We start from the raw sequence: 12,179 nt of genomic DNA on the forward strand, positions 1-12,179 counted from the left end.
TCTATTCGATAGGATGTCCGATAGAACGTTCGTCAAAGACTTTTTAACAGGGGTGAAGTAAGCGTAAGCTTGTCCGATAGAATCGAATTTTTGTCCGATAGAACTATTATTCAGCGGAATATAGATAGTATTTTCGATATCGTCCAATGCCGTCAGCTTTAAGTATCTTCATGCTTACCATACCTACCAATTCGCGATTTGCCATTTTATCATCACCGACAGAGTTCATTCCGTTCAGCTCACGATAGGTGCTATTGTTAATGCCATCTTTATTATGATGCCGCAGGTAAACCAAACAGTTGAGTTGACGATCTTTTAGATTATATTCCCAGAAGCGTTTGAGCCACTCTTTGTCGTCCGCCGAAATAAAGGCAGACGTAAAAAGCGTAGCTTTGAAGGATTGCCCAGAAATATTCTCGAACATGGGAGCCTGAAGGCCAGCTTCGCGAATTGTTTGTTTGATAGTCCTAATCCCGCGAGCCTTTTGCTCCGTATATCCATTTTCCTTAAAGAAATTCATCACTAATGGGTTGCGTGTGACTGACTGGGTACTTTCAAGCTCGTCTATTGGCATTAGACTTCTGCCTGGATTGATTATCTCGATTCTATTCGCATAAATGTCAACTTGTATGCGTGAGCTATTCGTAGCATAATCTCTATGGACAATTGCGTTGGCGAGCGCCTCACGAATTGCGATCTCTGGGATAACTAAATAATCCTGACGTTTACCGTCTGGTCCAATCATTCCACGTACCGGAAGCTTACTCTTTATGAACGAAAAGGCACTTTCAAACTGGTCTATTACACACCCGTCAAACTCTCGACTATCTGTATAGGTGAGACTGGCATCACCAACGACTTTATCTATATCCGGATATTGAGTTACTGCAATATTCATTGTCGGCGCGACTACTTCTTTTAGAGCCAATTTATTCCCGAAGGCCAAGAGCCCGAATAGCGTAACTTTTCCGTCAACGACCACCTTTTGTTTCTGTAAAATTTCTTCTTCAGAAAAACGTTGATAAACGTTATTATTTCTTGAATTCAGTAAGTCGATATATTCTTTGATTTTACGATCGTCCAAAACCTCATGATAATCCACTTCATAAGTAAAAGTTTCTGCTCCGCCTTGTGCTGCTACTGCAAACCGCATAATATCTTCGTCGGTCGCCTTGATATTTGTGGATCCTACCCGAATATAGGTACCGTCCCTGACTCCTCTTCTCTTTGAATAAAGTGGACGCATAATGGCTGGAAGTGGATCAATAATTACAGCTACATGATTCTCTTCAATACTTATTATCGGTACAATTTTATGATTAAAGCCCGTATTACACAAGCTAACAAAATTCTTCTGTAGAGAGTCCAATTCTTTGCTTGAAAGGCCGGTTTCTTCGCCGTCATCTTTCACACCAAATAGAATCTTTCCGCCATCGGTATTTGAAAAAGCGCTAATCGACATCCAGGCATTCTCTGGCAATTGTCCGTGATTGGCACTTTTGAACTCCAATCGTTCACTTTCTGGGTCTAATATTCTGCTTGCCATACCTCTACATTATAGCATATTGATTACCACCTGCGACAAACCGTGAACTACCTTATGCGATTTGAATCCCCTATCTCCAATTAACAGAGGTATATGATTGGAGTCCTGAATGAGGGAAGTGAAAAAATAGTTTGTAAAACTTAAGAAAAGAGGGGAACGAACCCCCCATTTTTTGTTATCTCTGTTATTCTCTATATTTCTCCATAACCACTTTTTAAGGCTTTTAATCGGCATTTATTAGGTATTATAGAATTGATGTTGTTTAAGTTATTGGTAACAATTGGTGTGAGTTGAATTATCAGTATCACTATTAGTTGAAAGCTGATGCAGGCGTGTCTATATATAATATAGCGCGAAAATGAGGGTAACGATATCCGATTTTGACGTCCTAACACATAACTTTAGAGCAAGATTTCCTATGGGAAATTCTTGCTCTGAAGCTTTTTAGAAATAAAATTATAACTTTGCATATCCTGTAACAATAAGGTGCAGCGGGCAATCGCACAATATATAGCATGTATTCGTAAAATATATACTATATATTGAATTCTTTGCTTGTAAATATGCTGTATCTATGATATACTTTATCACTGTAGTAGGTTACAAGGAGCGATTAGGATATGTCGAAAACTATGGCAGCATTTTATGAAGACCCTCCATACTTAGAAGCATGGAATCGTATTCAGCGGCAGATAGATTCGATGACCCAGCCTTTACTGAATATACAACAGAATTATGCGGCATTGACAAGAAATCTCTCTGCCGTGTTAGATTCACCTGCAATCCAAAACATCAATAGAATGTGTAAGGCGTTTGATAGTCAGTCCATGTCAGCTCTATACCGTACCCAGGAAATTATAGAAAAGATCGACACTTCTGGAATGGTGGCTGCCCTTAGGCAGTACCAGGCTACTATCGACTCTTTTATGCCAAAAGACTTTCAGACGCAGCTCAGCATGCGGCTTGAAGAATGGTCTCGTGTTGTGTCAAAAGTTATTCCGTGTCAAATCGAGCCTTTAACTGAGGCAAGAATAGCGGAACTAACCAGACTGTCGTCACTGGCAGAAGAATATACCAGAGATTTTAGGGATGAGTCTGGTATCCTGTCCGAAGGTGAACAAGAACTTGTGGCAGGAGAGGTAGAAGAAATTCTTCATTCGGGGAAAAATTGGGATCAGCGTTTCGCAGAACGAATGAAGATTCTTTCTCAGACCCATCCATCTATTGTATGGGTACTTGTGTATGTGTTTCTCCCAATTTTAATTAGTATTATTGCCAATATAGCCTCGTCTGCAATAGGGCAAGCTTTATCCTCAGCTAATATATATGAAGAGCCACACTCTTCTTCTCAGGTAGTGTATCATATTGAACTAAAGGAAAGAGTTGTGGTGATAGGAGACGCTCCCTATTACTATGAGGTTGAGATACATGATGAGTCCTCTGGGAATTGTTATACAGGCTATGTCAGCAAGAGGTCTATTTCTCTGATGGAAAGCGAGGAGAAATAGGCCGGACTGGCATAGAAGCAGACATCTTCTCCATCACAATCCCATCTATTTCCTGCTCCAGTTCCGTCACTTTCTCCTGTAATGACAAAATGTGGGCGTCGAGGACCGGTTTCCTCAACGCCCACATTTTTTGCAGTTTTACAAGTTTCTCCCACTCTTTAATACGACTATCCCGAACCGCCGTGAGATACTCCCACACCATGTCGTCCAGCGTTTCCTCGTGGATACGGTGGGAGCTGCAATAGCTTTTTCCACTCCGGTGGTAGCCCTTACAGACATACTCCACACGCCGCTTGCTGTTCCAATACCGAATCATTGGGACGAAGACATTGCCGCACTCCTGGCACCGGAGCAGCCCGGCATAGCGGTGCTTGGAGCGGTTTCCGTTGGCTGGCCGGGCCCGGCCTTTCAGCTGTTGCTGAACCAGTTTCCATATATCCGGCTCCACGATGACCGGGAAGAAGTTTTCATGGCGGTACCATTCCGCCTGCTCCAATCGCTTCGCCTTGCCACCATGGGTCTCGGACCGATGGTTGATAAGAACACCAGTATAGGCCTCTTCGGTAAGCACATTTTTTACACTGGCATATGTCCAGAGATAGCGATTATCTCTGGTTTTATACGCAGCCCGCACTTCTCGTCCGCATTGTTCAGCCCGTAGCTGCGCCGGGGTCTTTCGTCCCAAATCATTGAGCCTGCGGGCGATCTCCTTCTGTCCAAAGCCATGTAAGTACAGAGAATAGATCATCCGTACGGTTTCTGCTGCCTCTGGGTGGAAATTAACCATGTTGGTGTTGCGATCTTTCCAGTAGCCAAAGGGAGGAGTAATCACAATGCCTGCTCGCTGCTTCTGTCGGTAACCAGTGCGGATCTTCTTTCCAATATCCTTGGCGTAGTAGTCATTCATCAGGCCACGGACGCCGATGACCAGATCATCCTCATCTGAGGTGGTGTCCAGCCCTTCCGTGACAGAGATCACCCGAACACCGCGTTCCCGCAGGTAGTCGATGAAAAGGGCCGTCTGCGTCCTGTGCCGCCCCAGACGGGAGAGATCCTTGACGAGGACAGCGTCCAGCCTGCCAGTATCCACAGCCGCCGTGAGCTCATTTAGCCCACGGCGGCTGAAATTCATACCGCTAACATTATCATCAGAGGATAATCCTATGATTTGGTGCCCCTGCCGCTCCGCAAAGGCTCGGCAGATCTCCTGCTGATTCAGCAGGGAATTCATCTCGCAGTCGTCGTCATTGGATAACCTGGAATAAATCCACACTCTCATTCTTCTCCCCCGTTTTCCCAGAAGTCACTCATAATGATGCGGCCCAGCCGCTCGAAGTCGTAGTTTTGAGAGAGATAACAGTCTGTTTGCTCCCCATTTTCGTAGATATCCAGATGATCCCGGAAGGGAGCCTTCAGGCAGATGGTCAGCGAGAGTTTTCCATCTTCCTCGTGGACATAGATTTTATCCACCAGCAGACGCAGATGGGCTTCGGTCAGATGCCCCTCTTTCAGGATGTCATCCATCATAGTGATGTCCCGCTTCAGCTTGGCCTGCCGGCTGCGCAGAGTTTCCTCAATATTTTGCAGTTCTTCGATCTGCTTTTGGGCCGCCGCAATCTCGGCTTCCCGTTTCTGGATCATCCGGTCATAGCGCTCGGCATTGGCTTTGTCCCGAATCCGTTCCATCAAGATGGCCTCCATTTCTTCCTCCAGCAGGGTGATTCGCTCCTGCTGCTTTTTGATCTGAGCGGTAGCGGCACTGGCCTTTGGCTGCCATTGGTCAATCAGCTGCTCCATAGTCTGGAAATTTTCCTCATACATTTTCTTGGTTCGGATCAGTTCCTTGGTGATGAGCGCATCCAGGATGCGCTCATCCACCGTGTGGGAGGAGCAGTATTCCTTCCCGTACCTGTGATAGGTGTCGCAGCGATACTCCACCCGCTCTCCGCTTTTCGTATGGATCCGTTTTCCCACAAAGGAGCGGCCGCAGTCGTCACAGCGCAGGAGGCCTCCATACCGCAGGATACTCTGACTGGCGCCGGCCCGGACATTTCGTTCCTTTCGTTCCGCCAGCAGCACCTGAGCCTGCTCCCAGATCTCTCTGGATACAATGGGCGGGAAGAAGTTCTCGTGCCGGAACTGCTCCTCGGGTTCCGTGAAGCGGAAAGTCTTGTTGATCTTGTTGCGCTCGCTTTTGTGGCAGATCAGCGTACCGATGTAACTCTCATCTTGCAGAATGCGGCCCACCATCCTCCCATCCCAGAGATACCTTTTCAAGATGCCGTCCTGGGTATTGGGCGTGTGCTTGTTCAGAAGTCCCAGCTGCGTCAGCGCCGGGGTTTTCCGCTTTTGCTCATTGAGCATTTTGGCGATCGTCTTGAGACCATGACCGCCAATGTAGGCTGTGAAGATCATCCGGACTGTTTCAGCGGCTTCCTCCACAATGACAACCTGTTTGGTGTTCTTATCCTTGAAGTATCCAAAGGGCGGGGTCATGACGATGCCCTCTTTTTGCTTCTGACGATATCCCGTGCGGACTCGTCGGCTGCCGTCCCGGGCGTAGAAGTCATTGACCAGTCCCTTGAATCCAATGATGAGATCATCCGCCTCATTGAAGGTGTCGATATTTTCCGTGGCGGAGAGCACCCGGACATTGTGCTCCCGCAGATAGTCGATGAACAGAGCAGTCTGGGTGCGGTGCCGCCCCAGACGGGAGAGGTCTTTCACTACGATGGCCTCGATCCGCCCGGCTTCCACCGCCTCACAGATCTGATCGATTCCCGCCCGGTTAAAATGCATTCCGCTGACATTGTCATCGAAGGATTCGCCCACGACTTCGTGTCCATTGGTAACGGCGTAGTGGTAGATAATATTCCGCTGGTTGCTGAGGGAATTGAGTTCCTTGTCCTCATCTCTGGAGAGACGATAGTAGAGCCAGACTTTCACTCACGGCACCTCCTCTCGAATGGAATTGATTTTGCAAGCAGAACATATCACAGGCATCTGTGAATAGCCATGAAAAGAACTCAGTTCTGATTCGATTCTACAAAACCAACAATCTGCGCCTGCGGTTTTGTGAAGGGATTGTCCACGACAAGATAGTCGTGGATCAGCATTTTCAAAAATGCGTCAAATTGTGTATCGTTCCCCACATAGGAATACATGACACTGGATAGTTCGGGTTTTGTCGTTCTCTTTCCCATAGGCTCCTTTCCGCCCAATTCGGGCTGTGTTGACATGCAGAGATTACATGCTTTGTTTCCAAGTAAGTTCGTCTTCGTGATCGTCCTCTCTGTGGCCCATGGCGATCTTTAATTCCCGCTCTTGGAGCAGTACCTTGCGGTCTGTATGCTGGCGCATGGCGGTGGCGTCCCTTACGGGATCAGCAGCTTGATCACACTCCAAAGAGCGGCCAAGCCGGACCAGATCACCTGCAAGACCACCATAGCCACCATGGTGCCCAGCAGGATCAGGGCCAGCCATATCACGACCGACATTGCTGTTCTCAAACTGGGCGGAGAGATAGAGAGTTCTTTCTTCTTCCCAGCCTGTTGCAGTAGCCGCTGTACTTCCGCCATACCTCGCGTCAGTGCCTCCATCTGCGCCTGGGCGGGGCACGGCTCCCTCTGGCTGGAACCCCCCCGCAGAAGGGCTGTGTGGGCCGCTGTGTGCCGCTCCAGCTCGTCCAGCCGATAGAGCAGCTCCTGCCATTCCTCTTTGCTGGGACAGGTTTGGGTTGGTATCGCGTTCCGCCGCTTCAATTCCTCCATTGGCAAGCGCTGCCCGGATTCGGAACTCATATTCCATGACCTCCTTGGTGTACCTCCGATCGTGGAGCCGGTCGTCCCGGCACTTCATTCCTGTAGGCGTGGTGTAGGTAATGTTCTTCCGGCTGTCCGTCCACCGCACCTGATACCCTTCACTCTCCATCAGAGAGATGAATTCTTCCCTGGTGGAAGCGTACCGCATGCACTGGTCGATGGTATTTATCAGCCGGAACTTCCAGCTCTCACCCTTGGCAGCGGAGCGGTATTCTCTGGCGCTCATACCTTTTGCTTTTCTCTGTTGTTGCTTCGGCAAAACGGAAAGTCTGTATTTCAGGCAGAGTCCATCGGAGAGTGTGCGCAGACCGCTCAAGGTGTTTGGTCCCTGGCGGAGCATCTTCCCGGACTTATAACAAACCGCGTTCACAATGAAATGGGAGTGGATGTGTTCCGCATCGATATGAGTGGCGATGAGCACCTCACTGTCCGGCCACGCCTGCTCCGCAAATTCCCGAGCCACCTGGTGCGCCAAAGCTCCGGTGATGTTCTCGTTCGGGGAGAAGGACTGAACATAGTGATAGAACCAGATTGGGCTGTTCTTTCGGTGCATCTGCCGGGTGGCAAGGAACTCCTGGGCGGCCAGCTGGGGTGTGCAGTTCTGTCCGCTGACCAGTTGCCAGCCGTCCTCCTGCTCTGTTTTCTGCTTTTGGGACACATAACCTGCCACACCGCGAAGTGCTCCGACGGATTGCTTCTGGTATTTGATAAATGTGACAGTTGCCATCAGCGCACCTCCCGGTCAGTCAGTTCCTGCAATTTCAGATAGACCTGGCTGAGCGATTGCCACGCATCCCCCAGATGTACCTCTTTGATCCTGCCCATGTTGCACAGCACCACCAGCTGATTGATGCTGCGTCCGATGCCCTTGAGTTCATGGGTGATCTCTTTCAGTCCATCGATCACCACCACTCTGTGCCGCAGAGCTGCCGCGCGCACATAGGCACCCACCGGCATCTGGGCCGTTTCCGCTTTTGCTGCGATGCTGTCGTACTGCTCCTGCGTGAGCCGAAGCGTGATCCGCACTTCCTTTTTCTGTTTCATGCGGCACCTCCGTTCTCAAAGTGGGTCCGGGCTTCCGCCCGGAATCCGCCGGTTTCCGGCGGCGCCCAGTCCGACAAAGTCGGACGAAGGCTCTGCTTGCCCTCCCAAATGGGAGGAATCCGCATCCCCGGCCCTTACTGTGCTCTCTTCAGCGGGTCGATTATCGAAGACAGGGTCGATAGGGACGATTTCTCCGGCACCCTCCAAATCGACACTATCGGCACGGTGCAGTTCGATCACGCGTCTTCCGTTGCTGCGGCGAATCACTGCCGTAATTCCAACTTTTCCTAGAGCTTCAGTGCTTTGCAGGATCATTCTGGAGATTTTCTTAGGTGTGATTCCTTCCATTCTGTCAGGGTCAATTTTCGCAGAGAGCTCCGTGGGAGTGCCGATAAATGTTGTTCTGGCACTCATAAATGCAGAGAGAAGAATGACAATCCGTTCCTCCCGCAGCACAGGCTCTTCTCTGCTGTCCGAGACCAGCTCCCACACATTATCGCTGCTGCGCTGGAGCGTCAGCTCCCGGTACTCGATGTCACGACCGACACAGGTTAGCCTGGCCTTGCCGCTGCCGCGCCGTTCTTCCACCAGAGTGAAGCTGGAATCCACCGCACCGCTGATGGCCGTGGTGCCGGAGATCCGGTGAAATACATCCTCTGCACCTTCTTTCCGCAGATGGTGGATGAGCAGGATGGCGATGCCGTGCCGATCCGCCAGGTGCTTCAGCACCGACAGATCCCGGTAGTCGTTGGCATAGGTAGCGTCGTGGACTGGTCGAACCATCTGCAGGGTATCGATGATGACCAGCACGGTGTCGGGGTATGCGGTGAGGAATGTTTCTACCTGCTCCTCCAGTCCCTGACCGATGAGCGCGCACTCTGTGCAGAAGTGGACGCTGTCCGGTGCGTCCTCGGTGATCTCAAAGAGCCGGTTCTGGATACGGAGAACGGAGTCCTCTAGACAGAGGTAGAGGGTGGTACCCTGTTTGGTGGTCATATTCCAGACCGGTTCTCCTTTGGCTACTGTCACCGCCAGCCACAGAGCCAGCCAGGATTTGCCCACCTTCGGGGAACCTGCCAGGATGTGCAGACCCTGCGCAAGCAGGGTGTCCACCACAAAACAGACAGGCTGAAGAGGCTGAGACATCAGGGTGGCACCATCCACGGTTTTCAGAGTTTTCATATTCTCCCCTCCTTTAGATATTGTTTTTATATAATTTATTTTCTATCTTAAGTTAACACACTTCTTGACTTTTGAAAATAGGTAATGTATAGTTTTAATACATACACTATATTGCCGCAACTAGATTCTCTACCGGAGGGAACTGCTATGGCTGTTCTGGGGAAAGATGTATTCGATCTGTATCGCCCCCACACCCACACCAAAATTCAGTTTGGAGATAAGGGCTACTGGGTAGAGTGGGTTACTGACTGTCTGCCCTATGGAGCAACCCTTACTGAGATTCTTAACTGCAGCATCACAGATTACAGTGCCAGGCTATCCGCTGTGGAGCAGGCCGTCGCAGCTCATGACCCGGAGCTGCTATCGGAACAGCTGGAGGCACTGATGTGTGCCTTTATGGAGCTTCCTCTCTATCGGCTGTATATTCTTGAGCCGGACGCTATAGAGTCAGATTGGTTTTGGAAATCGATCGAAGCAGGACAACCACCGGATCTGATTGCTGAAATGCTAAAAGACCCGGACGCATTTCTGTTGAAATACATCCGGGCCAGAGACGACATTTTATATATTCAAGAGCGCTACGGCTGGTTTCTGGAGTCCCTGTTTGAGGGCCAGCCATTTGAAAAGAAAAAGGGCCAGAAGAAGATTCCTCTGGCCAAGCAGCTAACAGATCATTTTTTGGAAGCTCTGGTCAGCGGCGTCAGCTTAGGGGAGGATAATCAGATTGATGCTCCTCAGGTGAATATTCAGTACGCTGTACTGGAGCAGGAAGGCCGCCAACCGGAACTGGTGGAAAAGATGTACTTTGACCGTCTGTTGGACTTCGTCTATGTGGAACTGATGCGCGGGATGCAGAAGGGCTTTGTCCCCAAGCGCTGTGCCAATTGCGGCCGGTGGTTTCTCCAGTATCCAGGAGCTACCTATGCTTACTGTGATGGACCGGCCCCCGGTCAGGAAGATAAGACCTGCCGGGAGATTGGTGCAACGGCCAGTTTTCAGGATAAGGTGCGCAACAACGAGATCTGGAAGCTGCACCAACGGGCCTATAAGAAGTACTTTGCTCGCACACGCAAGGGTACCATGAGCAAGCCGGAGTTTGAAAAATGGGCCCGGGACGCAGAGCGATTGAGAGACCGGGCGCTGAGAAGCTATGAAAGATCACAGACACTTGAGGAGAAAAACCTGATCCTGGAGAAATTGAAAGCGAACCTAAATTGCGTGTGAGAAAAGGAAATAGTCAGGTAGCATATTGTGCTGGTTTTTACTCCTCACATAAAATTTTTGGCACAATCAATCAAAGCGGACATCCATTTCGGTCTTATCGCACCGAGACGGATGTCCGCTTTCGTAGTGGTTCAGTTCATTTGAGAGTTCCCAGGCCAATTTGAATCCGCAGAGAAAGCTGTCTATGGAGCGTTCCTCTGCAATCAGATTTTGGGTATCAATGATCCGCAATACTAATTTTCTCTCTGGTTTTTCCAGCCGCTCAATCAGCTGGTGGTGGCAGGCCTCGATTTCCTGCTCGGCCTCCTCCATGGGCAGAGGTGTGTAGAATCGATCATACAGTAGCTTCATGGTGTCGTTCATGTGTCTCGCCTCCTTGCAGCAAGACACCATATCACAGAGGCGCCAGAATATCCAGGGGAAAGCAAAGAATCGCCTTGCACAAAACAACGGCGTCAATTCTTCGATAAAAAAGTCAGAAAAAGGAAAAGAGTGACAGCCGTTGTCCACGATACGTGCTATAATGGGTGTACATCAGTCCTCAAAGGCCAGAAATTTTTGCGGCGCCACATCCAGTGCTGCGGCGATGTCAAACAAAGTGTCCAGGGACAGTGCCTTGGAAATGTTCGGCGCCTCCAGGTGACCGATATACGCAGGGGTCAGACCGACCTGCTCTGCCAGCTCTTCCTGGGTCAGCCCCCGGAGCTTTCGGTAGTAAGCGATCTTCAACCCGATCTGGCGGTATTGTTCAGCATAGACGGATTTCATAGTCGATTCCTCCATATGCAACTATGGTAGCGAATCGCGACAAAAATTGACATGAGTTTGCAAATATATTATCATATCTAGTAAATAGTAATATATGCTTGTGAGCACATGATGATTCATGGAGGGTCGTATGGACGGCACAGCAGTGAAATCAGAGCGGTTGCTGCAGATCTATTCCCGGCTGGTCAGCGGGGATGTTCTTCCGAAAAAGGAACTGGCGCAGCAGTTTCACGTCACGGAGAGGAGCATCCAGCGTGACATGGAGTCGCTGCGCTGTTTTTTCGCTGAACAGGGGCTGCGGCAGGATATCGTCTACGACAAGGGAAAGCGTGGCTACAAACTGGAACAGCCTGCTCTGCCATTGCTGAACAACAGCGAGATCCTGGCGGTATGCAAGATTCTGTTGGAGAGCCGCTCCATGCGCCGGGATGAGATGCTGCCGATTCTGGACAAGCTGATCTCCTGCTGTGTGCCGGAGCAGAGCAAACGGGCGGTGACAGAACTGCTGGCCAACGAGAAGCACCACTACATTGAGCCGCACCATGGTCAGCACATTCTCCCTGGACTGTGGGAAATTGGACAAGCGGTACAGGAGCACCGGGTGATGGAGATCGAGTACGAGCGCATGAAAGAACCTAAATTGGTACGCCGCAGGGTGCTTCCGGTTGGGATCATGTTTTCGGAGTACTACTTCTACTTGACCGCTTTTCTGGAAGATAAAACGGATTTTGACAACCCAGATGATCTGTTCCCCACCATCTACCGCATTGACAGGATCCGGTCTTTCAAAATCCTGGGTGAGCACTTCCAGGTCCCTTACAAGGACCGCTTTCAGGAGGGGGAGTTTCGCAAGCGGGTACAGTTCATGTATGGCGGCAGGCTGGAACGCATCCGCTTCAAGTATACCGGCCCGTCCATCGAGGCGGTGCTGGATCGCTTGCCCACGGCGGAGATCATGTCTCAGGACAAGGAAGGCTGGACTGTGGAGGCAGAGGTGTTTGGCAAGGGCATCGAGATGTGGCTGAGAAGTCAGGGAGAGTATGTTGCCAGAATAAATACCTGAAGAAAGGAAGAAATGGAGGGGCG

12 protein-coding genes are annotated in these 12,179 nt (G+C 50.0%); 3 read left to right on the forward strand and 9 right to left on the reverse strand.

From position 1 onward, the window contains the following. Nucleotides 1-106: 106 nt before the first annotated feature. Nucleotides 107-1,510, reverse strand: coding sequence for a putative DNA binding domain-containing protein (locus tag KFE19_12955; GenBank protein QUO37285.1), 1,404 nt, complete (start codon nucleotides 1,508-1,510; stop codon nucleotides 107-109). Nucleotides 1,511-2,166: 656 nt separating this feature from the next. Between KFE19_12955 and KFE19_12960 the strand changes: the two genes are divergently transcribed. Further along, nucleotides 2,167-3,054, forward strand: coding sequence for an SH3 domain-containing protein (locus KFE19_12960; protein QUO37286.1), 888 nt, complete (start codon nucleotides 2,167-2,169; stop codon nucleotides 3,052-3,054). On the opposite strand, the gene KFE19_12965 is transcribed toward KFE19_12960, so the two are convergent. The 6 genes from KFE19_12965 to KFE19_12990 form a co-directional block, all read right to left on the reverse strand. Then, nucleotides 3,023-4,285: a recombinase family protein gene (locus KFE19_12965; protein ID QUO37287.1), complete on the reverse strand. Its 1,263-nt coding sequence runs from the start codon at nucleotides 4,283-4,285 to the stop codon at nucleotides 3,023-3,025. The two genes, KFE19_12960 and KFE19_12965, sit on opposite strands and share 32 nt — an antisense overlap. A gap of 44 nt (nucleotides 4,286-4,329) precedes the next feature. Beyond that, nucleotides 4,330-6,000 (reverse strand): recombinase family protein, encoded by a 1,671-nt coding sequence (locus tag KFE19_12970; protein QUO37288.1) that lies wholly within the window; start codon nucleotides 5,998-6,000, stop codon nucleotides 4,330-4,332. An 80-nt stretch (nucleotides 6,001-6,080) separates the two neighbouring features. Continuing rightward, the gene (locus tag KFE19_12975) at nucleotides 6,081-6,293 is read right to left on the reverse strand and encodes a hypothetical protein (protein ID QUO37289.1); all 213 of its coding nucleotides are present in this window, start codon (nucleotides 6,291-6,293) and stop codon (nucleotides 6,081-6,083) included. A gap of 7 nt (nucleotides 6,294-6,300) precedes the next feature. Further along, a complete protein-coding gene (locus tag KFE19_12980) occupies nucleotides 6,301-7,602 on the reverse strand; it encodes a relaxase/mobilization nuclease domain-containing protein (protein ID QUO37290.1) in 1,302 nt (433 codons plus the stop codon). Beyond that, nucleotides 7,602-7,919 (reverse strand): plasmid mobilization relaxosome protein MobC, encoded by a 318-nt coding sequence (gene mobC / locus KFE19_12985; protein QUO37291.1) that lies wholly within the window; start codon nucleotides 7,917-7,919, stop codon nucleotides 7,602-7,604. The genes KFE19_12980 and mobC overlap by 1 nt, the downstream gene beginning before the upstream one ends. A 15-nt stretch (nucleotides 7,920-7,934) precedes the next feature. Further along, nucleotides 7,935-9,101: an AAA family ATPase gene (locus KFE19_12990; protein ID QUO37292.1), complete on the reverse strand. Its 1,167-nt coding sequence runs from the start codon at nucleotides 9,099-9,101 to the stop codon at nucleotides 7,935-7,937. Nucleotides 9,102-9,248: 147 nt separating this feature from the next. Between KFE19_12990 and KFE19_12995 the strand changes: the two genes are divergently transcribed. Then, complete coding sequence (locus KFE19_12995) at nucleotides 9,249-10,325, forward strand: hypothetical protein (GenBank protein ID QUO37293.1); 1,077 nt, start codon at nucleotides 9,249-9,251, stop codon at nucleotides 10,323-10,325. A gap of 66 nt (nucleotides 10,326-10,391) precedes the next feature. Here KFE19_12995 and KFE19_13000 read toward each other — a convergent pair whose 3' ends face one another. Next, a complete protein-coding gene (locus tag KFE19_13000) occupies nucleotides 10,392-10,688 on the reverse strand; it encodes a hypothetical protein (protein QUO37294.1) in 297 nt (98 codons plus the stop codon). Nucleotides 10,689-10,859: 171 nt separating this feature from the next. Next, nucleotides 10,860-11,093, reverse strand: coding sequence for a helix-turn-helix transcriptional regulator (locus KFE19_13005; GenBank protein ID QUO37295.1), 234 nt, complete (start codon nucleotides 11,091-11,093; stop codon nucleotides 10,860-10,862). A 130-nt stretch (nucleotides 11,094-11,223) separates the two neighbouring features. Between KFE19_13005 and KFE19_13010 the strand changes: the two genes are divergently transcribed. Continuing rightward, entirely contained in the window at nucleotides 11,224-12,156 is a 933-nt protein-coding gene (locus tag KFE19_13010) for a WYL domain-containing protein (protein QUO37296.1), read from the forward strand. The last annotated feature ends 23 nt before the right edge of the window (nucleotides 12,157-12,179 follow it).

The sequence above is a fragment of the Dysosmobacter sp. Marseille-Q4140 genome (assembly GCA_018228705.1).
Classification (GTDB): domain Bacteria; phylum Bacillota; class Clostridia; order Oscillospirales; family Oscillospiraceae; genus Oscillibacter.

Bases quoted from the DNA above. Each gene is read 5' to 3' on its own strand.
- mobC (QUO37291.1), bottom strand. From the start codon at position 7,919: ATGAAACAGAAAAAGGAAGTGCGGATCACGCTTCGGCTCACGCAGGAG.
- KFE19_12975 (QUO37289.1), bottom strand. From the start codon at position 6,293: ATGTCAACACAGCCCGAATTGGGCGGAAAGGAGCCTATGGGAAAGAGA.
- KFE19_13005 (QUO37295.1), bottom strand. From the start codon at position 11,093: ATGAAATCCGTCTATGCTGAACAATACCGCCAGATCGGGTTGAAGATC.
- KFE19_12980 (QUO37290.1), bottom strand. From the start codon at position 7,602: ATGGCAACTGTCACATTTATCAAATACCAGAAGCAATCCGTCGGAGCA.
- KFE19_13000 (QUO37294.1), bottom strand. From the start codon at position 10,688: ATGAACGACACCATGAAGCTACTGTATGATCGATTCTACACACCTCTG.
- KFE19_12990 (QUO37292.1), bottom strand. From the start codon at position 9,101: ATGAAAACTCTGAAAACCGTGGATGGTGCCACCCTGATGTCTCAGCCT.
- KFE19_12965 (QUO37287.1), bottom strand. From the start codon at position 4,285: ATGAATTCCCTGCTGAATCAGCAGGAGATCTGCCGAGCCTTTGCGGAG.
- KFE19_13010 (QUO37296.1), top strand. From the start codon at position 11,224: ATGGACGGCACAGCAGTGAAATCAGAGCGGTTGCTGCAGATCTATTCC.
- KFE19_12960 (QUO37286.1), top strand. From the start codon at position 2,167: ATGTCGAAAACTATGGCAGCATTTTATGAAGACCCTCCATACTTAGAA.
- KFE19_12995 (QUO37293.1), top strand. From the start codon at position 9,249: ATGGCTGTTCTGGGGAAAGATGTATTCGATCTGTATCGCCCCCACACC.